17 protein-coding genes are annotated in these 24,484 nt (G+C 52.3%); 2 read left to right on the top strand and 15 right to left on the bottom strand.

Features of this window, described 5'->3' with window-relative positions:
- Nucleotides 1-65: 65 nt before the first annotated feature.
- The 8 genes from AC286M_RS31965 to AC286M_RS32000 all read right to left on the bottom strand — a co-directional run bounded on the left by AC286M_RS31965 (nucleotide 66) and on the right by AC286M_RS32000 (nucleotide 15,241).
- On the bottom strand, nucleotides 66-773 hold the full coding sequence (locus tag AC286M_RS31965) for a hypothetical protein (protein ID WP_488208249.1): 708 nt from the start codon (nucleotides 771-773) through the stop codon (nucleotides 66-68).
- A 67-nt stretch (nucleotides 774-840) separates the two neighbouring features.
- A complete protein-coding gene (locus tag AC286M_RS31970) occupies nucleotides 841-3,084 on the bottom strand; it encodes a pentapeptide repeat-containing protein (RefSeq protein ID WP_488208250.1) in 2,244 nt (747 codons plus the stop codon).
- 166 nt (nucleotides 3,085-3,250) lie between these two features.
- Nucleotides 3,251-4,249 (bottom strand): zinc-dependent alcohol dehydrogenase family protein, encoded by a 999-nt coding sequence (locus AC286M_RS31975; RefSeq protein ID WP_488208251.1) that lies wholly within the window; start codon nucleotides 4,247-4,249, stop codon nucleotides 3,251-3,253.
- Nucleotides 4,250-4,515: 266 nt separating this feature from the next.
- Entirely contained in the window at nucleotides 4,516-9,369 is a 4,854-nt protein-coding gene (locus tag AC286M_RS31980; RefSeq protein WP_488208252.1) for a PAS domain S-box protein, read from the bottom strand.
- A 270-nt stretch (nucleotides 9,370-9,639) separates the two neighbouring features.
- Nucleotides 9,640-10,521, bottom strand: a complete 882-nt coding sequence (locus AC286M_RS31985) for an EamA family transporter (protein WP_488208253.1) — start codon at nucleotides 10,519-10,521, stop codon at nucleotides 9,640-9,642.
- A 140-nt stretch (nucleotides 10,522-10,661) separates the two neighbouring features.
- On the bottom strand, nucleotides 10,662-11,108 hold the full coding sequence (locus tag AC286M_RS31990; RefSeq protein ID WP_488208254.1) for a Tery_1686 family protein: 447 nt from the start codon (nucleotides 11,106-11,108) through the stop codon (nucleotides 10,662-10,664).
- Nucleotides 11,109-11,563: 455 nt separating this feature from the next.
- Entirely contained in the window at nucleotides 11,564-13,618 is a 2,055-nt protein-coding gene (locus AC286M_RS31995) for a GAF domain-containing sensor histidine kinase (RefSeq protein ID WP_488208255.1), read from the bottom strand.
- 234 nt (nucleotides 13,619-13,852) lie between these two features.
- Nucleotides 13,853-15,241 carry a (Fe-S)-binding protein gene (locus AC286M_RS32000; protein WP_488208256.1) on the bottom strand — a complete coding sequence of 463 codons (1,389 nt, stop codon included), beginning with the start codon at nucleotides 15,239-15,241 and terminating at the stop codon, nucleotides 13,853-13,855.
- A 194-nt stretch (nucleotides 15,242-15,435) separates the two neighbouring features.
- Between AC286M_RS32000 and AC286M_RS32005 the strand changes: the two genes are divergently transcribed.
- Together AC286M_RS32005 and AC286M_RS32010 are read left to right on the top strand one after the other, a co-directional pair.
- The gene (locus tag AC286M_RS32005; RefSeq protein ID WP_488208257.1) at nucleotides 15,436-16,215 is read left to right on the top strand and encodes a pentapeptide repeat-containing protein; all 780 of its coding nucleotides are present in this window, start codon (nucleotides 15,436-15,438) and stop codon (nucleotides 16,213-16,215) included.
- A 153-nt stretch (nucleotides 16,216-16,368) separates the two neighbouring features.
- The gene (locus AC286M_RS32010; protein ID WP_488208258.1) at nucleotides 16,369-16,716 is read left to right on the top strand and encodes a hypothetical protein; all 348 of its coding nucleotides are present in this window, start codon (nucleotides 16,369-16,371) and stop codon (nucleotides 16,714-16,716) included.
- Nucleotides 16,717-16,731: 15 nt separating this feature from the next.
- Here the strand turns inward: AC286M_RS32010 and AC286M_RS32015 are convergent, their stop codons facing one another.
- The 7 genes from AC286M_RS32015 to AC286M_RS32045 form a co-directional block, all read right to left on the bottom strand.
- Nucleotides 16,732-17,958 carry a lysozyme gene (locus AC286M_RS32015; RefSeq protein ID WP_488208259.1) on the bottom strand — a complete coding sequence of 409 codons (1,227 nt, stop codon included), beginning with the start codon at nucleotides 17,956-17,958 and terminating at the stop codon, nucleotides 16,732-16,734.
- Nucleotides 17,959-18,104: 146 nt separating this feature from the next.
- On the bottom strand, nucleotides 18,105-18,542 hold the full coding sequence (locus AC286M_RS32020) for a YbjQ family protein (protein ID WP_488208260.1): 438 nt from the start codon (nucleotides 18,540-18,542) through the stop codon (nucleotides 18,105-18,107).
- Between the two features lie 7 nt (nucleotides 18,543-18,549).
- Nucleotides 18,550-18,876 carry a YbjQ family protein gene (locus AC286M_RS32025; RefSeq protein ID WP_488208261.1) on the bottom strand — a complete coding sequence of 109 codons (327 nt, stop codon included), beginning with the start codon at nucleotides 18,874-18,876 and terminating at the stop codon, nucleotides 18,550-18,552.
- A gap of 192 nt (nucleotides 18,877-19,068) precedes the next feature.
- On the bottom strand, nucleotides 19,069-19,899 hold the full coding sequence (locus AC286M_RS32030; protein ID WP_488208262.1) for an ABC transporter permease: 831 nt from the start codon (nucleotides 19,897-19,899) through the stop codon (nucleotides 19,069-19,071).
- 129 nt (nucleotides 19,900-20,028) lie between these two features.
- The gene (locus tag AC286M_RS32035) at nucleotides 20,029-20,946 is read right to left on the bottom strand and encodes an ABC transporter permease (RefSeq protein WP_488208263.1); all 918 of its coding nucleotides are present in this window, start codon (nucleotides 20,944-20,946) and stop codon (nucleotides 20,029-20,031) included.
- Nucleotides 20,947-21,176: 230 nt separating this feature from the next.
- Nucleotides 21,177-22,355 carry an ABC transporter substrate-binding protein gene (locus AC286M_RS32040; RefSeq protein WP_488208264.1) on the bottom strand — a complete coding sequence of 393 codons (1,179 nt, stop codon included), beginning with the start codon at nucleotides 22,353-22,355 and terminating at the stop codon, nucleotides 21,177-21,179.
- 357 nt (nucleotides 22,356-22,712) lie between these two features.
- Nucleotides 22,713-23,852, bottom strand: coding sequence for an ABC transporter ATP-binding protein (locus tag AC286M_RS32045; RefSeq protein WP_488208265.1), 1,140 nt, complete (start codon nucleotides 23,850-23,852; stop codon nucleotides 22,713-22,715).
- Between the last annotated feature and the right edge of the window lie 632 nt (nucleotides 23,853-24,484).

The raw sequence follows: 24,484 nt of genomic DNA on the forward strand, positions 1-24,484 counted from the left end.
ACATCATGAAAGCAGCATTGAGAAACCCAACACCTGAAACCCAACATCCAGAACCAGAACCTAACCTACGCACCCTTAGCCAATTCACCATACAAGTCATAGCCCCCTGACCAGACCAAAGTCAGCAGCCGTAAACCATGCTCTGACAATACGGCTTCGCCGCCTTCAATGGCGACATCTTGGGGAGAACCGCCTGCCGCCTGCACCAAGTCACTAATCCATTCGCCGCAAGGTTCAAGCTGAGTCTCTGGATGCAGCAGGCATTCTAAGCGGGCTCGTAGGGATAGCCGCAGCCGATTGTTTAACTGCGTGTAAAGCGAAATACCCGTGCGTTTCTCAACACCCGTTAAAACCTGTCGCGCATACCAGGCCGCTTGGCGCATTGGCAGTTCGCGAATGCGCCAACTGAGGGAATCTAAAATCCGATCGACAAAGTTAGTCCCTAGTCGTTTATGGAGCGCTGCGATCGCATCGTTAAAATTTGCCTCATGGATCTCAAACAGGCTGTCCCAATCCAGGTCTGGATAGCGCTGTTTGAGTAACTGGTATCCTTGCTCAGTCACCATACAGACATCTTGCTCGGCATCAAACGAAAAGTCCTTACCTGGCGTCGCGCCTGCCTGAACTAAAAGTTGAAATAGATTGACTGCTTCTTCACGCATACCACGCTCCACAAATTCTAAATATTTTGTAAAACGTAACATTGCGTCTTGCTGTATGCCATCACACCAAAGGGTAAGTGCGATCGCACCTAAATATAGAGGATTAACCACTCAGCTCAACATCCGTAATGAACCAATTACAGGCCACATTCTGCGCACTCACGCCTTGCCCCTCCCTCTACTTAAAATAAATCAACAAATTCAAACCCGGAATCGTCCGCGATAGCGTCCACAGCAGCAGCGCAAAATACAGCAGTCCCAGTGCCCACTGATACCAAACCAGGGCCGTAATCAGTCCCGGCATCTGTTCATCGCGCATGCGGATGTCGTTGAAGCCAAACTTTAGTAAGTTATTCAAGCTCAGGTCGAAGTAGTTTAGCCAGCCCCAGCGTCGCTCCCAGAGAATCGGCTGATAGCGTTCGCGAAAGAACGGCGTGTAGCGCGGCATAATCGGCAGGCGACCAATCAGAATCCGCAACTGGCGCAGGCTGCTGTCCTCCACAAAGTAGCTGCGATCGGGTTCTTCCGAGGGCTGTCGATAACGGCCAATAATCAGGCTGGCCGGGATGGGGATAATCAGTAGACTCAGGCTCAGCAGAGCTAACCAGGGATAGTCTGAATTGCGAACAATGGCGCTGATGCCGCCAATCACCAATCCGCCAAAGCTGGTCAACACCCAAGTCGCTTCCGGCAGCGTAATGCCCTCGGCGAATCGGTGTTCCCGCACCCGATCCACCAGCCAGAACAGCAGGCCAAAGCAGGCCAGCGACACCATGCCCACCCCAAACGTCAAACCAAAGCTGGTGCCATAGCGGCTGAGCAGAATCAGCAGGCTTAACTCGGCCCAGTGCAAGGCTGTCGCAATCCAGCTAATCGGCGTCAATGGGCGACCCGCCACAATGCGATCGCGCATTTTGACATAGGTGGCCAAATCCACTTCATCCAGCTTGAGCAAGTCAGACGTGCTGGTAAACTGCTGCTCTTCGCGCTGTTGGACAATGGCAGCGGCTTGTTCATCAGAGAAACCTGCTTGCACAAGCCGCTCCACCGAGGCGCGATTCACGTTGATGCCCAGCAGGCGCTGCTGCAGCGACTGTCGCCGCAGGGTTTCGGTCATGTATTCAATTTGGTTGGCGTCGGCAATTTGCTCCAGGTTGCGAAAATTGCGGACTAAATTGCGCAGCAGCGTTTCATTACCTTGCAGCGTTGGCACCGACAAGCGGCGGCTGACTTTGCCGGGGTTGCCGAGAATTTCGGTTTCTTCGGGATTAAATTTGAGGTTGGCAATATTCAGATAGGCACCTTGAGCAAAGGAGGTATCGCCAAAATCGGCCTGCTTGAAAATCTGGACGCTGCGTAAGTTGGCGGGCTGCTCAAATCGGCTTTCCCGCAGGCTCAGCGGCGCGTCGAAGCGAGCCTCGGTCAAAAAGAGGGACTGCGAAAACTGGTTGCGAGTTAAATTAGCCAGTTCATGCCAGGTGGTTTTGGCAAAGTCGGCGTTTTCGCTCCAGCTCACTCTGCTGAAGTCGGTAGTTTCGCTAAAGTCTGCGCGATTGAAGTTGGCCGTTTTTTCAAACTCGCTGCCCTGAAACGTGACGTAGCCTTGAAATTGAGTTTGGCTAAAGCGCGCGGCGCTGAAGAAAATGGCGTTGCGAAACCGCGTCGTTTCACAGAACACCGTGCCCGTAAAATTGACCGCGCCGCTGAAGCGCGCTTCATTCCAGGTGGTGTCCCCGCAGAAAACGGCACCCTGAGCTTCAATCCGATTCAGAAAAAACATGTCAGATGCTTGCAGGCCGCCCTGAAACTGAGTCTGCAATAGCTTCAGTGGCCCTCGAAAAACAGTGATCTGGGACGTAATCGGCTGGCTTTGAATCAGCAGCGATCGCGAAAGCTGGCTAAGTTGATTCAGCCGTTTGCGATCGCGATTCAACTGCTCTTTTTCTTGATCGGAAAAGATTGGGTCTAATGCTTTGCCGTAAAGCGGTGCCCGCAGGCCCAGTTCGCGCAGATCCAGCGTGCCCTTGATTTTGGCGTAGCTCAAGTCCAAACCGTAGGCGAAACCCTGGCCTTGGAGTTGGCCCTGCAGCAGCTTGTAAAACGAGTCAGCAATATCACTCTGACCGGGGCGCAGGTCAATCAGCGTGCGGCGTAAATCGATGGTGCGCGTGCCATCGGACTGACTGGGATTCTGAATTCGCTCTTTCAGCAGTTCCAGCGTCAGCGGCGTCAGTTCCGATGATGCAGATGATGGATTGGAAGCGGCTTGAGCAGGTAGAGGAAAAAGTGCGATCGCGCTGACCCAAAATACTAGGCTCAGCCCAACAACCAGCCAACGTCGCAAATTCAGCCTTGGCAGCAACAGCAGCAGCCAATCACCTTGCCTATCATCAAACCCCAATTTCAACGCAACACTACTCATCCACCCACTCACTCTCCCACCCATTCAGACTCTCACCCACTCATTCTCTTACCCACTAACCCATCCCCCCTCTGACCCATCTACCCATCCATCCTCCAACCCATCCCCCCTCTGACCCATCTACCCATCCATCCTCCAACCCATCCACCCTCCAACCCTCTCTCAATTAATCAATCAGCAACACAATTTTCCCCACCATTGAACCAGACTCCAGCAGCCGATGCGCCTCGGCAGCCTGTCGCAGCGATAGCTGGTGTTCCACATGAATCGTCAGCCGCCCTGCATCAATCCAGTCCGCACACTGCTTGAGAATATTGGCTTGGTGCTGCTGTGCTGCCACCAACCCCTGCATCATCGGCGTCAGCATCAGCTCAAAGTTGATGCGCAGATTCTGCGTCCGGGCCGTCTTCCAATCCATCTCATCGGCAGGAGCCAGCAGCGATACGGCTTTGCCATAGGGCTTGATCGCCGAAAATGTGCGCGAGAAGTTCTCACCGCCGACTGTATCAAAGCCGACATCCACACCCTCGCCGTTTGTCCAGTCCCGCACGGCCTGCACAAAGTCCGTTTGTTTGTAGAAAATCACCTGATCAGCGCCCAACTGCCGTACAAAATCCGCTTTTTCGTCAGAACCGACGGTTGTACAGACGCTCGCGCCCTTGATCTTGGCCAGTTGAATCGCCACATGGCCCACACCACCAGCTCCGGCATGGATCAGCGCAGTTTGCCCCGCCTGCAACTCTGCCCGATCAAACAGCGCTTCGTAGGCCGTAATCAGCACCAGCGGAGCCGCTGCCGCCGTAGCAAAATCCACCGACTTCGGTTTGCCAGCTACAAAACGCTCATCCACGACGGCATATTCCGCGTAGTTACCGGGCTGTGCGCCTAATCCCCCGTTGCAGAAGTAAACCTGATCGCCCACCTGAAACTGCTGCACACCAGCTCCAACCGCTTCCACAATTCCGGCCCCGTCACAGCCCAGCACCGCAGGCATCTGATCGGGATAGAACGTGCCGCGCTGCCGCAGTTTAGTGTCAATCGGGTTCACCCCTGCTGCTTTTAGCTTGACCAGCAGTTCTCGATCTGATCGAATCTCTGGAGTCGGCACATCGCCCATTTGCAGCACATTTGGCGCACCCGCACTGGTCATCAAAGCCGCTTTCATGATGCTCCTTCCGTCTTTGCTAGCAACCTGTCAAGAACCCGATTTATTTTTGAGAAACGCTTGCTCCGCAAGCGTTTCTCAAAAATAAATCATGGGTTTTCAACCGAACTTCATATTATTGCAGCATGGAAGGCGGGGGAATTCAATTTTAGGGTGAGGGGATGGATGGGAGGAGGGTGGATGGGTGGATGAGTAGGAGGGAGGAGGGTGAATGGGTAGCAGGGTAGATGAAGTAAGGGGCAGCGGAGTAGGGGGGGCAGGGGAGTCTATGGTACAAACTGGTTGAGTTTGTGGCGTGTGAGGGCGGCGACAGCTTGGACTAAGCGTTCTGGATCAAGGGGTTTGGTGAGGTGTCGTTGATATCCACTTGCGATCGCATGTTTGCGATCGCTGTTTCTGGCATAGGCCGTCAGGGCAATGGCTGGCGTCTGACCACCTTCCGTCGGTGGCAAAGCACGCACCTGCTGGATGAGCTGATAGCCATCCACATCCGGCATGCCGATATCGCTGACCAGCACATCCGGTTGAAAAGAGGCCAAATTGGCTAGCACCTCTGAGGCCGAGACCACTGCTCGCACCTCTGCGCCATACTGAGTAAGCGATGCCGCCAGTAGCTCTCGGGCATCGGCATCATCATCAACGGCCAGCACCCGCAGACCCGTCAGGTCAAGGTTCGTTTGCGGCAACTCAACGGGCGGTTCATTTGCGGGTTCAAGATTCAGCAGGGGCAACTGAACAGTGAACGTCGCGCCCAATCCTTCACCAGGACTCTCGGCGTGAATGGTGCCACCATGCACCTCAACCAGTTCTCGCACGATGGCCAAGCCCAAACCCAAACCGCCATACTGGCGGGTGATGGAAGCGTCTTCCTGGCGGAACGATTCAAAGATGTGGGGCAGAAACTCGGGGTTGATGCCTTTGCCTGTGTCAGAGACGGTGATGCGAGCATAGGCGGGTGAATGGGTAGGAGGGTTGGTGGGTTGGTGGGTAGATGGGGGGACGAGTTGGTGGGTAGATGGGTGGATGGGTGGGTGGGTAGATGAGAATTCTCCCACTCTCCCACGTACCCGCTCCAGCCTCACCTCTACCCATCCCCCACTGGGCGTAAACTTAACAGCATTGGACAGTAGATTCCAAACAATCTGTTGAATGCGGGCGGCATCGCCGGAGACTTGGCCGATGTTGGGTAGGACAGAATGCAGTGAGACGGATTTGGTTGCGGCGGATGACTTCACGGTTTCAATCGCCGCTTTGACTGTTGAAGAGAGATTGATGGGGGCAATATTCAGACTGAGTTTGCCGCGCAGGATTTTGGCAATGTCCAGCAGGTCGTCAATCAGTTGGGTTTGCAGCTTGGCATTGCGCTCAATTGTGGCCAAGGCTTCAGCCGTTTTGGCTTCATCAAACCGACGCATTTGCAGCAGTCTGGCCCAACCCAGGATCGGGTTCAGGGGCGATCGCAACTCGTGAGACAGCACAGCCAAAAACTCATCTTTGATCCGGTTGGCTCGTTCAGCTTCGGTGCGGGCGGCTTGCTCAAGCTGGAGCAGTTTTTCGCGCTCGGCCTCCGCGCATTTCTGGTCGGTAATGTTCAGAACCGTGCCGACAAAGCGAGTCACCTCACCGGCTGGGTTGAAAAAGGCTTTGCCCTTAGCGGCAATCCATCGTTCAATACCGTCTTCCAGCCCCACAGTGCGATACTCAATGTCGTAATCACCGCTGCCTGCCGGATCAAAGGACTGCAGCACCACCTGATGGGTGCGATCGCGGTCGTCGGGATGCAGGCCAGCCAGAAAAACGTCCCAGGTAATCTCAGCGGTGGGCGGCAGGCCAAACATGGCTTTGCACTGATTGTCCCACTCCAAGACGTTGGTGGCGGGGTTGAAGTCCCAGGTGCCTAGCTCCGCCGATGCTAGGGTGAGGCGCAAGCGATCCTCCGAGAGGCGTAACGCTTCTTCAGCTTGTTTGCGCTCGGTCACATCGCTATGAACACCAACCCATTCTCGAATCGCGCCATTGTCCTCAAACACGGGCACGGCTCGCACCGCCATGTGGCGATACACCCCATCGTGCCGCCGCACGCGATGCTCAAATTCATACAGGGCACGATTTTCTAAGGCAATTAACCAAGCTTGAGTGGTGGGGGCGCGATCGTCGGGATGCACCGCATTGAGCCAGCCCCAGCCTTTTAATTCATCAAACGTTTGCCCGGTGAAGGCACTCCAAGCGGGTTGCGGGCTCATAAACTCGCCGCGATCGCCTAGCTCATTCCAGATGATGTGAGCGGTGGCTTCGACCAGCGATCGATAGCGCTCTTCACTGACTTGTAAGGCGACTTCGGTTTGTTTCCGCTGACTAATATCCTCAAATAAAATGGCAACTTTTCGGCTTTCGGGTTGCCCAATGCGGAAGGCGGACACATCAAACCATCGACCTAACGCTTCAGAGTAGTTTTCATAACGGGCAGGTTCACCGGTCAGGACAACGTTGCCATAGAGGTCAATCCAATCCTGTTCCAGTTCCGGGTGCAACTCGCGGGCGGTTTTGCCCTGAGCATCTTTCAGACCGGAGTGCTTTTCAAAGACGGAGTTGGTTTCCAGCAAGCGATAATCGATTGGCTGATTGTCTGCGTCAAACAGCACTTCAGCCAGGCAAAAGCCTTCATTCATGTTCTCAAACAGGGTGCGATAGCGCTCTTCAGAAATCCGCAAGGCTTCCTCGGCTTGTTTGCGATCGCTAATGTCAATTACCGAGCCGATGTACCCCTTAAACTCGCCATCCTCACTAAAGCAAGGGTTAGCTGCATCAATTGCCCAGCAGTATGTTCCATCCCTACGGCGTAAGCGATACTCTAACCGAAACGCCTGGTGCTGCTTGTTAGCCTGTAAAAACACATCCTTGGAGCGTTCGCTGTCTTCTGGATGCACGACCCTCAGCCAGCCAAATCCTAGCCCCGTCTCTTCCGTCTGTCCCGTGAAGTCGTACCAGCCCTGGTTGAGATAGGTGCAGTAGCCCGTAGCGTCCGTCACCCAAATCATCGCGGGCGCATTGTCTGCCATGTTGCGAAAGCGCTGTTCACTCTGGCGGAGCGCTGCTTCGACCTGAATGCGTTCGGTGATTTCTTCACAAACAGTGCTGATACCAACCACCTGATTGCCCGATTTTAAGGGGAAGAAGTGTTCGAGCCAGGTGCGCTGTACGCCCGGTTGAGCAGGGAGTTCACCGTGGATTTCAACGTTCAGCAGCGGTTCCCCCGTTGCCAGAACAGGTTGCAGCAGATTTTCAAGCGTATTCGCCAAATCGGGAAACAGTTCCCAAACGCTCCGCCCAAGATGCGCCTCAATCGGCAAGCCGTTAATATCGGCGAGTCGCTGATTGATCCGCACGAAACGCAGATCGGTATCCAAGATGTTCAGACCAATGGGAGCCGTCTCATAAATGGCTTCAATCTCGGCTAACTGCCGCTGTACCAGCGCTTTGCTGCGCTTGATGTCGTCAATATTGGTAATCGTGCCGATCCAACCTGTGATCTGGTTATGACCATCGCGCGTCGGCACAGCGCGACAGATAAACCACTGATACTCCCCGTCCCAGCGGCGGAAGCGACACTCTGTTTCAAAGGTTTCGCCAGTTGCGATCGCAATCCTCCATTCAGTCAACGCGCGATCGCGATCCTCAGGATGAACCGCATTGGCTCTGGCGACGCCAATCGACTCGGCTTCACTAAACCCTGTGTATTCATACCAGCGCTGATTGCGGTAGTTGATCACTCCCATAGCGTCCGCTGTCCAAATCATCTGGGGCATCGCTTCGGCCAGCTCGCGGTAGCGCTGTTGACTCTCCTTCAGCGCGGCAGCATCCTGGTTGCGCTGGGTGATATCCAAAAAGGCTCCGACCACGCCGCGAATTTGATCCTGGTCATCTCGCAGCGGCGTCGCGTAGGACAACAACTGATGGACCGTCCCGTCCGGCAAAACAATATCAAACTCCTCATCGCGCACATCCATGCCCTGCTTGACAGCCCGCTGCATGGGCAGCGTATCGACTGGCATTTCCTGCCCATTCTGGAGCACCCGGAAAACAGGCTGCTCATCAGCGGGAGCACTCTTGGAAATATTGTTGCCAGGCGGAACGCCCAGCAGTTGCCGCAGATAAGCATTGTGATGCATGCGAGCACAGGTTGGATCATTTGCGATCGCAATGCCGACGGGAAGAATATCTAACAGGCTTTGCAGCTCAGCTACACGATTGATTAAATCTCGGTTCAACTGCTGAATGGCGGCTTCTTGACTCTGCAAATTGGCGATGGTGTTGCTCAATTCCATCTCCAACTGCTTGCGCTCCGTCATATCTCGCCACGACGCGACAAAGCCATCGTTCAGCTTGCTGACTCGAATATCAAAGGCTCGCAGAAGCTGCTGTTCATCACAGGTCTCTTCGTAGATTAATGAATCTTTAATTAACGGTTTTGCCGTTTCCACCACTTGGCAATAGTCATCAAACAGCCCCAAGCGACAATGGACAGGCATGACCTCGCATAATCTTCGACCAACCTGCATGTCTCGGGTCATCCGGTTGTTTTCACAGGCGGCCTCGTTGAGGTAATCAATCCGAAAATCGACAATCTGTCCCGCGTCATCCCGAATAGCTGAAAAGATGCCAAAGCAGTCCAGCATATTCTCAACCGACGTTTGAAACTGCTCCTGGCTGTGCTGGAGTTGCTGCCGCAGCTTGGCATTCTCAATGGCACTGCGCATGGCCAGACGCAAATCCTCCGGCGTCATGCGGTTGTTTACCAAATAGTCCGCAGCCCCATTCTTAAGTACCTGCACCGCTCTGGCCGCATCGTCACCGTCAATCACGACGATGGGTGGACAGCGATCGCCCATCTGTTCCTTCAGTTGACGCAGCAGCCGAACGCTATCGGCACAGGGTTGATGAAATCCCAGTAGGATGCCATCAACGTGTTGCGACGAGGATAGCGATAAGGCTGAATTAATTACTCGCGCCGATAAAATTCGGTACGCAACGCTCTCATCCTGCTGTAACTGCTGCCGATAGGCCCGATCACCTTCATCTGAGTCAGCGATGACGAGGAGAGTCCGTCGATGAATTGTCATGTTTTAGACCTATTAAGACCCAAGTTTCAAGGTTGAAGCGGTGCGATCGCAGCTACAGATATTTGAAGCAAATAAGGCAAAAATAATTTTTAACGAAAGCTAATCAATATCTTTAATAGAAGCTTATTAAGCATAGCAATTTGGGAGGGTTATTTGCTGGATTACGTTGGACGAGAAGAGATGCGAAATGGTGGGGGGTAGGTGTTGGGGACTGAGAGCTGGGAACTGAGTATGAGGTTTTGGGTTTTGAGTCTTTACAGGCTTTGCGACTCACGCTTCATGCTCTTGATGTGGCAATTTGCGATCGCTAAAGCGTGAAGAGCCAGCGGCGGCTACTGTGACCAGCACAATTGCGATGCCGGAGCGGAAGTTGAGCGTTTCGCCCAGGATGACAAAGCCTGCGATCGCAGCCATCATTGGTTCCAGGCTAAGCAGAATGCCGAAGACGCGTACGGGTAGAATGCGCAGCGCTTCCAGTTCCAGAGAATAGGGAATCGCTGAGGAGAGCATGGCGACGCCGAAGCCCAGCAGCAGCAGGTACGGTCGATCAAAAGCCTGGTAAACTGCGCTGCCGCCAATCGGCAGCAAGATCAGCGTGCCGAGGGTCATTGCGATCGCAAGTCCGCCACCACCGGGTAAAGCTTTCCCCGTACGAGCCGAGAGGATAATATAGGCGGCCCAAAAGGCTCCGGCGAGTAAAGCAAAGCCAATGCCGACCAGATCCAGATTGAAACCGCCAATTGGCGTGACGAGTAGAATGCCTAAACCTGCCAGCACCACCCACAGCACATCGAGCGGTTTACGAGAATTGCAAACGGCAACTCCTAGCGGCCCGATAAACTCCAGCGCTACGCCAATGCCGATGGGAATCCGGGCAATCGCTTCATAAAAGCTCAGGTTCATCAGCGCCAGCGATCCACCAAAGAACAAGACCAGCCAACCTCTAGCTCGCAAGGTCTGCCGCACAGATGGACGCCACAAGAGCAACAGCAGCCCCGCCGCAAAGCCAACCCGCAGCAGCACCATGCCCGCAGGTGTAATCTGATCGAGCAGCGATTTTGCGATCGCAGATCCAATCTGAGTAGAGGCAATCGACAGTAAAACGAGTCCGGTTGGCGGCAGAGCCAGCCGTCGCAGTAGTTGATGAATCAACGATCTCACCTCAATGTGAGTAGTGTACGAAACTGATATCGCGTGTCAAAACCAGAGTTCGTTTTGTAAAACGCTGGCAGCGCCAGCGTTTTACAAAACGAACTCTGGTTCTTCAAACCGCTTTGAATATTATTTGAACATTATCCGTTAGTGCCGGATGCCAACTCTGATCCGTTAAAGATTTCCATGATGCTGCGGCACAAATACTTTAAGCGATCGCGCCCTTCGTCACCCGGACAGGTTTCGCCCACAAAATCCCAGTTTTCAATGGTTGAGAAGCGCCACTGTTTGCCAGCGTGGGTGAAACCAATCGCTTCAATTCCAACTGCCCGGTAGGTTTTCACCAGCGGATCTTCGTGGAAGCGAATCTGAATTAAAATGCTACGGCTTTGAAATGAGCGGCTATAGCCCGGAAAGTGAAATCCAATATCAATCGAGTCTGGATCAACGAGATCTAGAGTTTCACGGTCGTTCATCCACGGCTTGAGGTCAGCACGAATTGGCGGAAACTCGGCCTTGAACAGATTGACGATAGCCGCAATTTTTCCGGCAACCTCAAAGTTTGTCGCTTTTTCGGCTGCATTCACTTGCTGTTCTCCTCTCTAGCCGACTACTGAATATCTAGCTGTAAACAGTTAGATTGCGGTAGTTTTTAGAGCGGCGAAAGCTACCCCAAAAACTACCTTGCCGCAATCCTACTGGCTAGCACTATAACTAACCATAATTATTTTGAATAATCTTATCAACAGACTTGTCAGGATAAACAGTTACCCCATAAGTATGTCTTGATTCGGCGATATGGGCGTGAGGCATAAGGCGCGAGGAGCACAAGGGAGAAAGCAGGCAAGGGAGCGACAGGGGTATATAGGGTGCTGTTACGCGAAGCGCAACGCACCGATCTGGGCGTGAGGAGTAAGGAGTGAGGCGTGAGGAGCAAAAGGGCTGTAGAAGCTGTAAAGGGCTATAAAGACCCAAAACTCAATACTTCAGCACTCAGTTACTCATTCCTCCGTTTTCGCATTAACTTAAAATGAGTTTCATTCTAAGCCGCGATTGGTAACTGAATGCGGAATTCGCTGCCTTGGCCAAGTTTGGACTGTACGTCTAGCTTGCCACCGTGGGTTTCGGTGACGATTTGATGTGCAATCGCAAGTCCCAAACCAGTCCCTTTGCCAACGGCTTTCGTCGTAAACAGATGGTTAAAGATTTTGGTTTTCACCGCTTCGGTCATGCCCATGCCGTTGTCGCGGATGCAGATTTCTACATGGTTGGCTTCAACTAACAGCATCGTTTGAATCGTAATCACTTGTGGATTGGCCTGGAGTTCGGCAAACGAGGCCTGCTGTGCTACTTCGTCTAGAACATCGATTGCATTGGCCAGAATGTTCATGAACACCTGATTGAGCTGTCCCGGAAAGCAGTCAATCGGCGGCAATTGTTCGTCGTACTGTTTGACGACTTCAATGGCAGGTCGAACCTCATTGGCTTTCAGTCGATACTTCAAAATCAGCAGTGTGCTGTCTAACCCTTCGTGCAGATTGGCGCTAACTTTATGCTCGGTATCGGCACGGGAAAATGTGCGCAGGCTATTACTAATTGACTTGATTCGATCGGTCGCTCCCTGCATCGAGTCGAGCAACTTGGGCAAATCTTCGGTGACAAACGCTAGATCAATCTCGGCGGCATGAGCTTGAATCGGTTCAGCCGTGTGAGGATACTGCTGCTGATAGAAGGCAAGATGCTCCAGTAGGTCCTGCACGTAGTCTTTGGCATTTTTGGTACTGCCGTTGAGGAAGCCAATCGGATTGTTGATTTCGTGAGCAACTCCCGCAACCAGGTTTCCCAGCGAGGCCATCTTTTCATTTTGTACCATTTGCAGTTGAGACTGGCTCAGCTCCGACAGCGCCTGCTTTAGCTTCTTCTCCTTCTGGCGGCGCTGATTTGACTCCAGCGCTAGGGCAATCAAGTTGGCAACAGAGCGGATAAAGTTCTGCTCCGCTTGGTTCCACACCCGTTTTTCTCCCACCTGCTCACAGCAAATCACACCGCTGACGTTGCCGTTGAGCTGCACGCTAGAGTCCAGCATGGATGCAATGTTGTACACATCCAGATAGCCATTGACGAACTCACGGGTGCAGGGATCTGTCCAGGCATCGTCAATTGGCAGGATAGGCTGCGACACCATCGCCGCAAAATAGGCTGGATAGTCTACAACCTTGAGTTCAAAGCCCTCTAGATGTTGCTGATCGGACTGGAGAAACAGGTCAACGCACTGAATTTTGGTGCGCTGGTCGTCAAATAGCCAAATGCTGACCCGCTCAACTTGCAAGATTTGGGCAGTGACCGTCGTGAGTTCCTGAAAGGCAGCGTTCAGATCACCCTGAGTAATTGCTTTACTTTCCGAAAGCTGCACCAGGGCCAGCGCCTGTTCCTGCATGATCTGTTCATCAGCCACCAGTTTAGTTTGAGCGGACTGTAGCTGCTGTAGCGATCGCTCTAGCTGGTCGGCATAGGCTTGAGCGGCCTGGTAGCGTTGGGCATTCTCCAGCGCGATGGCAGCTTGAGTGCAGATCAGGTTCAGGAGAAAAATGCGATCGCAGGTGAAAATCCCCTGAGCAGACTGGCTGGCGACATATACAACTCCTGTCAGTTGATCCGGTTGATGCGGATTGACTAGGGGCAGGCACAGAAAGCTCTTGAGCCGATATTGGCTCAAATCAGCCTTTAACTCCAAATTGTTGATAACAGACTTGTCAGTTGCCAAATCGTCAACTACGACCGTCTCGCCTGTATCTATTACCTGCTGAATCAGCTTGCTCGGCAGGTCAGCAGTTTCCGCCAGCAAATCAGCACACAGCTCTGTACCGCCAGTCGTTGACACCGCTCGAACCTGCCACTGTCCATCACCATGCGGCAGAATCAGGACACTGCGATCGCAACCCGACTGCTGCAACATAATTTGGCTACACTGGCGCAGCCATTCTTCGAGGTGAATAATACTGGAAATAGCCTGAGATGCTTTGAAAACAGAGACAACTTCGAGCGGAGAGATGTGATCCGGTAAACGGCTGGGATTGTTGCTGGCTACCAAAGTCATAAATTTGGAGTCGTACTGCAAGTAAACAATATTTACTCAAGAAATAAATATTTTGTTTAGGGTTCCCCAAATCTCCCCTCACTTGCACAGGTGCAATCGCGCTTCATCACACCTTTCTCAACCCCTTCAAACCTACTTCGCCAACCACCAACTCCTCAAAGTCCCAACTACACCCAAATCACCACCCATCCACCCTCCTACTCATCTACCCACCCACACCTCCTACACCCTCGCTCAAACCACCAACCTCTCCCCCCGAATCGACAAATCAAGCAGCTGCATCGGATGCTTCAGCAGAATTACCTGCCCCTGCTGTTCGAGATATTTCAAAATTTGCAGCGAACAGCCAGGATTCGCAGAGGCAATCAGCTTTGCACCCGTATTGGCTAAATTCATCGCCTTTTGCTGGCCCAGTTCTGCTGCAATTTCCGGTTGCAGCATGTTGTATACTCCTGCGCTACCGCAGCACAGCGCGGCATCAATCGGTTCCCGCAGTTGCACACCCGGAATCTGTTGCAAAAGTTGGCGAGGCTGAACGCTAATTTTTTGTCCGTGCAGGAGATGGCAAGCATCCTGGTACACCATTGGTAAGCCACCATTGGTCAGCGGGTTGAGCGTTGCAGTTAGGCCCACTTCAGCCAGGAATTCTTGAGCATCCCGCACTTTTGCGACAAACGCTTTAGCCTGCTCAGCGTAGGCTGGATCATTGGCCAGAATGTGGTGATACTCCTTCAGCGTGTGTCCACAGCCAGCCGCGTTGATGATAATGTAGTCTACTCCCGTATCGGCAAAGCTGTCGATCATTTGTCGGGCTAAGAATTGAGCCTGATTCTCTTGGCCTTGGTGGGCGGGTAGGGCCGAACAGCAGCCCTGCGACTTGGGAATCACCACTTCGCAGCCATTGGCAGATAACACCCGCGCCGTGGCTTCATTCACATCCGAGAAAAACAGCCGCTGCACGCAGCCCAGAATCATGCCCACCCGATAGCGCTGCTCGCCTTGAGCTGGAATGACGTCCGGTAAATTATCTTGAAATGATTTCGCCGTAATCGTGGGTAACAAGGACTCCATTGAGGCTAACCTGGGCGAAATGCGCTCCAGCAGGCCCGTTGACTGCACGAATCGCGATAAGCCTGAATGCTGATATAGCGCCAAGGGAGCGAGCAGGATGCGGAGCCGATCCGGATATGGAAACAGCAAAAAGAGCAGTTTGCGGAATAGCGTATCGCCGAGGTTGCGGCGATGATTGCGCTCAATCTGCGGTCGCGTAGCCGCAATTAGCTGATCATATTTCACCCCCGATGGGCAGGCGGTGGTGCAGGCCAGACAGCCCAAGCAGGTGTCAAAATGCTCCACCGATGCATCGGACAGCGGCGCGTCGCCTTTATTAATCGCATCCATCAGATAGATGCGGCCTCGGGGTGAATCCGTTTCTTTGCCAATTACGCGATAGCTGGGGCAGGTGGTGAGGCAAAAGCCGCAGTGGACACAGGCATCAATCAGGCTCTGTTCCGGCGGATGGCTGTCGTCGAACTGGGGAAAGTAGTTGCTTTCGAGGCGGGTATCGAGCTTCTGGGCCGGGATACTGGTGGATTGACTGGTAGGTTGATCAGACGTTTGCATACAAATGGGGGGTTAGCAGTTTCTAAATCGCTCTTTGGATAAACGCAATCCCTACATTGGGGATGAGCACGCTGAACTGTTGTCCTTATTACAGTGTAGAGAAAAGTCATTCGGGTTCGCGCCGGAATCTTAATGATCTCCATTGCGCCTCACCTCAATACCGCAATACCAACTCGGTTCAACATTGAAACTGTATGTCCTATCCCAAACAACCCAATCGTAATTTACGCAAACTCGGCCTCACCATTGCCCTAGGACTTGCGATCGCAGCTTTTATTTCAGGTTACTGGTCATTCTCTATCAGCGGTACCGGAAATGCTATGCGCTGGTGGGTCGGTTGGCTACAGGATGTCGGGACTGAGATGCTCGGCGCAGCGGTCACAATTTTGCTAGTAGAGTTAGTGATTTACCAGAAGCGGGATGAGGTGGATCGGCTCGACCGGGAACGGATGCGCCGCCGCGATCAGTTTGCCGATCGGCTCAAGCTAACCACTCGGCCCGCTATTCGACAAAAAATCTTAGACCAGATGCGTCGCCAAAATCTGCTGGCCGGAGCATGGCTCTACGAAGTGCATCTAGAGGAAGCTGACCTCAGTGAAGCTGATATGCAAGAGGTTGATCTGTTTGAGGCACAGTTGGTTGACGCTAATTTAAGTCATACCAATTTACAAAATGGCGTGCTGCGACGAGCCAACTTGAAAACGGCAAATCTGCAAAACGCTAATTTACAGGGTGCTGACCTGCAAGAAGCAGATTTAAGGGGAGCGGATTTGACCGAGGCCAATTTGTTACAGGCAGAACTGCATCGGGCCAAATTTAATGATCAAACGATTCTGCCGGATGGATCCCGTTGGCATCCTGATATCGATTTCGCTTGTTTTGTAGATGCCGACAATCCCAAGTTTTGGCAAGCGGCTGAGTTGATCCCGCTTAGCGTCGTTGCCTCAAGCTTGCTGAATACCTTAAAGACCTAGAGTCCCCGTGCGGGTACACTTTCCGTAGATGTGCGGATCGATAAGTTGAACCTCTGTAGGACTTCATATCACCACTTGATACGGAGTCCGGTTTGAGTACGGCTATACAAGTGAGGATGCTCCACGAACCACTACCATCAGAGCGCTAGACCTATGGCTTATTCTCACCGTCTCTCCTCTACCGATTTATCAACAGCTCGGGCCAAGCGCAACGTCAGTCGGCTCTCGGCCCAAATACAGGATTTAGAAAGCCGCGTCGATAGCTTGTCGCTGATCTGTCAGGCCATGTGGGAACTGCTGCAAGAGCGCACGAATGTGACCGAGGATATGCTGATCGAAAAGGTGAACGAAATTGACTTGGAAGACGGCAAGCTTGACGGCAAGCGTAATAAGCAGGTCAGCTACTGCCTCGAATGCCATCGTCCGCTGAGTAAGCGCCATCATCGCTGCATGTATTGCGATCGCGGTCATCCATTGGACAGCGCATTTGATTCAATCTAGTCTTAACCCAAGACTCTAAAGAAATACCGTAAAGTCCTCACCTCTAAACAAGGCGCGTTCCGCTTTACGTCGCCGTTCTAAACCCGGCAAAACCCGCCCGCCCGCATTTATCCAGCGTAAAAACTCATTGGAGGCCCCTGCACGATCGCCCTGGTTAAGTTTCCTCAGCAGCGTGGAATTTGCCAGTGCGCCCTCGCCCACGTTGTAGGCAAACGAAACCAGTGCCGAAAATTCATCTGCGTCCAGCGGCACCGTCACCAACTGCCGCACTGCCGCTTCAAACCGTTGTACATCGTTGCGCAACAACTGCTCCGCCTGAGCCTCAGTAATTTGCATACCGGGATAAACCCCTCGGGTCGTGCCGTAGCCAATCGTCCAAATCCCAACTGGATCGCGATAGGCGGTCAGTCTCAGCCCTTCAAAGGCCTTGATCAGCCGCAATCCTTTAGCATTAATCGATGTGGTTGCATCAAACGACTGGTTATTGTGCAACACCTCAACCGTTGGCTCATACACATACCAGGTATTGCGCCCGTTGAACTCAACTTGCTCACCTTGGGCATTTTGACCAAATGTCACCTTGAGATGCAGAAACTGCGGCTCAAAAGCCGCCAGCGGCAGAATTGTACCACCTTCAATAAACTGCTTTTGACTATCCGATAGGCTGGCAGCTTGAGTCGTACTTTGCTTCAGCCAGGTGTCGGTTTTGAACTTAAGTCCGTAATCAAACAGCGGCACATCATTGCGCAGCACATCAACATGCAGCTCGTAGGCGTACCAGGTATTGCGACCTTTCAGGAAGACCTGCTGGCCGACTTGGTCTTTGCCCAAAGTGAACTTGACGTGGTTTTGCTCAAACGCGAAGGCCGCAATCGGGAAGGTTGAGCCAGATTCTACATAAACCTTCTGGCTATCCGCCAAAGTCGATGCCTGAGCGACAGTTTGCTTAAACCAGGTGTTCGCCGTGACCAGAATGGAATAGGGATCGACAGTGGCAACGCGGAAGATCTCGACCGCAGGCTGATAGACGTACCAGGTGTTGCGCCCCTTGTAGAAAATCTGCTGTCCCTGGGCATTCGTTCCCAGAGTGATTTTGTAGTGATTGTTGCCCGCATCACTGTAGGCCGCCAGCGGCAAAACCGTGCGAGCCTCAATGAACTGGCGCTGATCGTCAGGTAGAGCAGACCCCTGAGCAGTACTGGTTTTTAACCAGGTGTCAATGTTGAACTTAATCGCATCCATGAACTTCAAACCGAATCAGCAGAGCAGGCGACCATAGTTATAGTTAAGGATTCCAGGTGCGATCGCAGCTTGAGATATATTTCGTAACGTAGCCACACTCCAATCAACCACCAACCATTAACTATTTACCCACCAACCATCAAACCTCACCGAATCCCCGTCCCATACGCAATCACCTCAATCGAAACGATCCCATTCTGCGACTCTGTATTCATGCATGAAGTTTCCAGGCGCACATTCAAGACCTGCTTAGCACCCCATGCGATCGCATCTTCTTTCATGCGGAGAATGGCTTCCCGGCGGGCGCGATCCACTAAGGTTTCGTAGCCAGATAGTCGGCCACCAAACAAGCTCATCAGCCAGCCAGCAAAGGTTTTGAAGTAGTCACTAGAAATGACGACGCTGCCGACGAATAGCTCTGACTCTTGAGCGTGTGGCAGCATATGACTGGCAGATAGATTAAAAACAGGCACGCTCTGAGTTTGATGCTCTCGGGCGTGGATTTCCTGATAGTGCTGCTGCTCAAAATAGCGTCCGGCAAAGAATCCCAGGGCAAGCAGACCGAGAAAGACAAGGTATTCCATAGCACGACTACTCCACTCGCACCGCTGTGCCATAGGCAAACAGTTCAGCCGCGCCCTGCGCCACAGAAGAGGTAGCAAAACGCACGTTCACGACAGCGTTTGCCCCCATTTGGGTCGCCTGCTGCACCATCCGATCGGTGGCTTCCTGGCGCGCTTCTTGCAGGAGTTCGGTATAGCTTTTCAGCTCACCGCCGACCATATTTTTGAATCCGGCCAAAATATCTTTACCAATGTGTTTAGCGCGGACGGTGCTGCCCTGTACCAGGCCCAAATGCTGGATTGTCTGCCGTCCGGGAACACCTTCTAACGTGGTTAGAATGATGCGTTGGTTCATGTTGATTTACCTACGGGCAAAAGGATAAAAGGATAGCTGTAGAATGCCCGCTTTAAGAGGTAAATCGCTAAACCACTATGATTCTTAAAGAAACTGCATGATTCTGCACAATTTAGTTTCTAATCCCTAAAAAAGGCGAATATCGCCGCAATGCGGCGATATCCTTCTGTTTGAAGAGTTAATCAAGTTAATTCAAGTCCGCTGCTGCTGGCTGCGATAGCGGACATATTCGGCGATAAACGCGACTAGGCCCGACACGATAATCAGCAGAACGCTCAGGGCATTGATATCTGGTTTAACGCCTGTGCGAATGCGGCTGAAGATTTCAATTGGTAGCGGATTGGCTCCGCCCCCTGCCGTAAAGCTGGAAATCAGCAGATCGTCCATGCTGAGGACAAACGACAGCAAGCAGCCTGAAACAATGGCGGGTAATAACTGGGGCAGCAGGACTTTGATAAATGCCTGCGCTGGTGTGGCACCTAAATCAAGCGCTGCTTCTTCCAAGTTGGGATCGAGGCCCGCAAGCCGAGATGAGACGACAACGGCAGTGTAGGCAATGCAAAACACCATATGCGCGGCAATAATCGTCCAAATGCTGAGGGGAATGGCAATCGAGGCCAGGAAAACCAGCGTCGCAACTGCGATCGCAATATCAGGAATAATCAGCGGTAGATAGGAAATGCCCTGGTAGAGCTTTTTGCCAGGGAAGCGGTAACGGGCTAAGCCAACGGCCATCAGAGTGCCCAGTACTGCCGAGGCGGCTACGGCTGTAAACGCAACCGTGAGGCTATCTTGCAGGGCCGAGAGTAAACGGGTATCGCTGAACAGCTTGGTGTACCAGCGCAGGCTCAGTCCTTCCCAGTTGGCGCTGTAGCGGGACTCGTTGAAGCTGTAAACCGCCAGCACCAGAATGGGAATATACATGAAGCCAAACATCAGCAGCGTAAAGGCCGCTTGCCAGGCGGGTAGCTGCCGGGTAGAAGCAGACTTAATCGGTTTTGCAGGGGAGTGTGATGTATTCATAGGGTTACTGGTAAACAGCGCTGGGTAGGGGCGAATGGCCATATAGCCCTTTTGGCATGGCTTCGCTAACGCCCCTACGTAACGTCGTGCTTTTAGATATTTTTTCAATAAACATAAAATAACCCTGCACTATGACAGAGCTTCGGGATCGCGACTGCCGTACTTGAGCAGAAGTGCAATCGCAATACTAACGGCAAAAATTAACACCATACTTAGGGATGAGCCGAAGCCCCAGTTGCGGGTTTGGCCGAGGAATTGGTTGTAGATCAGGCGCGAAATGGTCATGCTGGAGGCACCGCCCAGCAGTTCCGGCACGACAAAATCACTGAGGCTGGTGATGAAAACGAGCAAGCTGCCTGCCGCAATTCCCGGTAGCGTTTGCGGAATCGTGACCTTACGAAAGGTTTGAGTTGGCGTTGCGCCTAGGTCAGCAGCGGCTTCCAGCAAGCGGCGATCCAGCTTCTCTAGCGAAGCGTACAGAATCAGCACCATATAGGGCAAAAAGCTGTAGGTCATGCCGATGAATACTGCAGCTTCTCGGTTGAGCAAATCCTGAGTCGGTAGATGAAGCGTACTCAAGACCATATTCAACACGCCGCTCGGTCGCAGAATGCTAATCCAGGCGTAGGCTCGCAGCAGCGACGATGTCCAGAGCGGCAGGATAAAGCCAACTAGCAGCAGGTTTTGCCAGCGCTTGGGAGCCATAATTGCAATCCAGTAGGCCACCGGAAATCCCAAAAGCAGGCAAATCAGCGTGGTACCCACTGCAAAATAGAGCGATCGCACAATTACCCGCATGTAGACGGGCTGCAAAATTTGCAGGTAGTTGCCGATGCCGTAGCCATTGGTGGGTAATCCAGGCCGTAAACCAGGCACTAGGCTGATGTCTAAAATCAGCACCGTGGGCAGCACCAGCAGCAGAAACAGCCACAGTCCCGCCGGAGCGAGTAGCACCAGTGGTTGAATTAGCTTTGATAAGCGATATTTTGCGATCGCAACCCAGCTTTCGGTTTGAGAACTCGGCGGCGGAGAACTTGAAACGGCCATAGATTCACCTATGCAATGGAAGATGCAGTTATATCAGTTCTGCAATTTGGCACGACAGACGGGGTTAGTTTTGAGTTTTGAGTGGCCGGAAACGCCTTACGCCTCACTCTTCACTCCCACGTCACCAAGAATGCCCGTAAGGGCAGGTTTGGCAATCAAGCCTGACTCAGTCCCGTGCATTGAATGCTAAACCTGCCCCTACAGCAGCGCTCGATTGTAGCCCAATCTACCTAGGCGCTCGTAATCTCTGTCCAGTACTGATCGTACAGCTCTGCCGCATCGCCCACGGGCGCAATGCCTTCACAATTAGCCAGTACTTCTTCAGATGGGAACAGCTTGTTATTCTGCTTCAATTCCTCTGGCAGCAGCTCAAAAGCAGGCTTGAGCGGTGTCGCAAACGTCAGTCGCTCAACCGCTAGAGCAGAAATCTCAGGCTGGAGCATAAAGTTGATCCAGGCATAGGCTGCCTCTGGATTCGGCGCATTCTTAGGAATCACCATCGTATCCGTCCAGACCGATGAGCCACTGCTGGGCACAATATAGTTCAACTGCGGATTCTCCAGCGACGCCGCGATCGCATCTACCGAGTAGGCCATCGCCACAATCAGGTCGCCACCAATTAGCTGATCTTCATAACCGAAAGACTGGAACGATGCGATCGCAGGTTTCAATGTTCTCAACCGCTCATAGGCTTCCTCAATCTCAGCCGGATCGGTTGAGTTATAGGAATAGCCTAGGGAGCGCAGCACCGCACCCATTGTTTCCCGCGCATCATCCAGCAGCGACATCCGGCGGGATAAAGCCTCTTGATTTTCCCAGAGATACGTCCAGTCTTCTGGTTCGCTAGTCACTAACTCAGTGTTGTAGAGCAAACCCGTCGTCCCCCAGCTAATTGGCACGCTGTGGGTATTGTTGGGGTCATAAACCGGACTTTGCCACTTCTCGTTTAGCTGATCCAAGCCTTTGATTTGCGACTTATCCAGCTCCGTGAGCATGTCATGCTCATCCCGCATAATTTCAACGGTGTAGTCAGACGGATAGATAATGCTGTAGGCATTGCCGCCGCCAGCTAGCATCTTGGCCAGCATCGTCTCGTTGGAATCATAGATATCGATGACAACGGGATAGCCGGTAGCCTCAGTAAAGCGTTTGGCCAATTCATCATCGGTATAGTCTGCCCAGGTATAGACATGCAGCGTTTCTGCATCGCCACCAGCAGAACCATTGGCCGATGTTGCGTCTGATTCAGTATCTCCCGACTGCACATCCGAAACTCCGCGCTGGCAATTAGACAGCAGCACGGCTGTCAGGGCCGCTGCTGAACCCTGCAAAAAATGCCGTCGCGTGGAGGCAAAGCGACGAGCCTGACCACCATAGAACTGTTTGTTGGGATAGTTTGAACGCACCATTTCCTCCCGGAATCTTTATAGGACAGTGCTTTGACAATATGCGATCGCGGGTTGGATCAATTAGGGGCAAATCACCGATTAGCCTATTAGGCCAGCTTGTTGATCAACAAAAGCTAAAGCCAATACTAGGTCACCAAGTTGCAAAAAACTCCGCAACTCCTTACAAAACTGCGGCACACCAGCCATGCAGCACCTAGAAAGCAACAAATTTCTGTATAGTCTACCGGGGTGATTTGCCAACTCGACACGTTTTTTATACAATTCAGCCCAATCCGAGGACAAGATTTGGTTTTCAAATCTAATTATGCACTAATGCTCAGCTCTACTAATGCATAGCGAGTAGATAACGATCAAGTACTACGCCGGAGAGCTAAGGGCGCGACAGTCTGCCGCATCCCAGTAGGCATAGACAGACCGATGAGTTTCTAGAAGTGCCCCCACCTTATTCGGCTGCAGCACCGTAATATGATCGCCCGATGCGAGCTGTACCAGACAGTGCATGTGAGTCCCCAGGTACATCACATGCTTCAACTGTCCTTCAAAGCAGTTATCCATCTGCTGAGTCGGCGGATCCAGGCTGAGCTGAATCTTTTCGGGTCGGACGCTGACCACCACTGACCCAGTTGTCCCTAGCGTGATTCCCTGCCCAAGTAGTTTCACCATCACATCCAAGCCATTTTGAGTTTTGACTTTGAGCATGGCGGCATCGGTATGGGCTACCTCACCGCTCATCAGGTTAGTATCCCCAATAAAGTCAGCTACGAACGGCGTCTTGGGATAGTCGTAAATTTCGCTCGGCGTGCCAATTTGCTCAATGTGACCGTTATGCATCACGGCAATGCGATCGGACAAACAGAGTGCTTCTTCCTGATCGTGCGTCACCATCACAAACGTGACGCCAAGCTGCTGATGCAGGTTGGACAATTCGACCTGCATTTCCTTGCGCAGCTTTAAGTCTAAAGCTCCCAACGGCTCATCCAACAACACAACCGCAGGTCGATTCACCAGTGCCCGCGCTAAGGCCACCCGCTGCTGCTGACCACCGGATAGATTGCGAGGATACCGTCGAGCAAAAGAATCCATTTTCACAAGCTGGAGCGCTTCTCCAACTCGTTCTCGGATTTCTGAGCGAGTCTGTCCCTTAATCCGCAAGCCAAAGGCTACGTTATCCCATACCGTCATGTGGTTAAACAGGGCATAGCTTTGAAACACAGTGTTGACCGGACGCCGATAGGCTGGCACCCGATTCATCGCCTGTCCCTGAATCATCAAGTTTCCACTTGAGGGATCTTCAAATCCAGCAATCAGGCGCAGGGTCGTGGTCTTACCACAGCCGGATGGGCCGAGAATACTGAAAAATTCACCTTTGCGAATATCCAGGTCAATGGATTCGACGGCATACTCACCATTGAAAACCTTTGATACCTGACGTAGCTGGACATCAAGACGATCGTGGGTTTGTTCAAGTGATGAATGAAGCGCGGCAGTTTGGGACATAGTTGGGGTAGGTGCGATAGTGCCCGGTTGGATGACTCCAATCCGCGCGACGACTTAACAGTATGGTTTATACATAACCAGAGCAGTACTTATTGCTCGGTCTGCATAATTAGCTCCTTAAGGCAGATTTTTATTGATTTTTACAGGGGTTGCTCAAATGATGCAATAGATCGCAAGAAATCACTGAAAATTGTGGCCTTTAGTCGAGCGGACATGACCCAACCCGTCAGAACTATTTGAGCTTAATCACCGTCATCACGGATGGTCAGGATAGTTTAGTGATTTTAGAATACCCACTTTGCTCTATGGGTAAAACTAATTGGCGTTTTATTTGCGTCTTGGTAAGAGACGCAGCCTACGGATGCATAGGTTACGAATAGGTATATAGCGCTTCTTGCGCTAATAAAGGGAGAGTTATTTTTGGGAAGCCGTGCTCCGCACGGCTTCCCAAAAATAACTTGTCCCTCAGTAGCCCAAAAAAGGCTATATGGAGGTTCTGCTGCAAGCAGATTGCTAGATATTCGGTCTAGACAGGATGGCTCCCCCAGAATTCCAGATGGAACGCTATTCTAGAAAGAATGTTTCGTTGCTGTTACAAAAGACGGAATAATTATGTAACAGTTCTGTAACGG

The sequence above is a fragment of the Thainema salinarum CENA647 genome, assembly GCF_057732415.1.

Bases quoted from the DNA above. Each gene is read 5' to 3' on its own strand.
- AC286M_RS32015 (WP_488208259.1), bottom strand. From the start codon at position 17,958: ATGGATGCGATTAAGTTCAACATTGACACCTGGTTAAAAACCAGTACT.
- AC286M_RS31980 (WP_488208252.1), bottom strand. From the start codon at position 9,369: ATGACAATTCATCGACGGACTCTCCTCGTCATCGCTGACTCAGATGAA.
- AC286M_RS32025 (WP_488208261.1), bottom strand. From the start codon at position 18,876: ATGAACCAACGCATCATTCTAACCACGTTAGAAGGTGTTCCCGGACGG.
- AC286M_RS31975 (WP_488208251.1), bottom strand. From the start codon at position 4,249: ATGAAAGCGGCTTTGATGACCAGTGCGGGTGCGCCAAATGTGCTGCAA.
- AC286M_RS32030 (WP_488208262.1), bottom strand. From the start codon at position 19,899: ATGAATACATCACACTCCCCTGCAAAACCGATTAAGTCTGCTTCTACC.
- AC286M_RS31995 (WP_488208255.1), bottom strand. From the start codon at position 13,618: ATGACTTTGGTAGCCAGCAACAATCCCAGCCGTTTACCGGATCACATC.
- AC286M_RS31970 (WP_488208250.1), bottom strand. From the start codon at position 3,084: ATGAGTAGTGTTGCGTTGAAATTGGGGTTTGATGATAGGCAAGGTGAT.
- AC286M_RS32020 (WP_488208260.1), bottom strand. From the start codon at position 18,542: ATGGAATACCTTGTCTTTCTCGGTCTGCTTGCCCTGGGATTCTTTGCC.
- AC286M_RS32045 (WP_488208265.1), bottom strand. From the start codon at position 23,852: ATGTCCCAAACTGCCGCGCTTCATTCATCACTTGAACAAACCCACGAT.
- AC286M_RS32000 (WP_488208256.1), bottom strand. From the start codon at position 15,241: ATGCAAACGTCTGATCAACCTACCAGTCAATCCACCAGTATCCCGGCC.
- AC286M_RS32035 (WP_488208263.1), bottom strand. From the start codon at position 20,946: ATGGCCGTTTCAAGTTCTCCGCCGCCGAGTTCTCAAACCGAAAGCTGG.
- AC286M_RS32010 (WP_488208258.1), top strand. From the start codon at position 16,369: ATGGCTTATTCTCACCGTCTCTCCTCTACCGATTTATCAACAGCTCGG.
- AC286M_RS32040 (WP_488208264.1), bottom strand. From the start codon at position 22,355: ATGGTGCGTTCAAACTATCCCAACAAACAGTTCTATGGTGGTCAGGCT.
- AC286M_RS32005 (WP_488208257.1), top strand. From the start codon at position 15,436: ATGTCCTATCCCAAACAACCCAATCGTAATTTACGCAAACTCGGCCTC.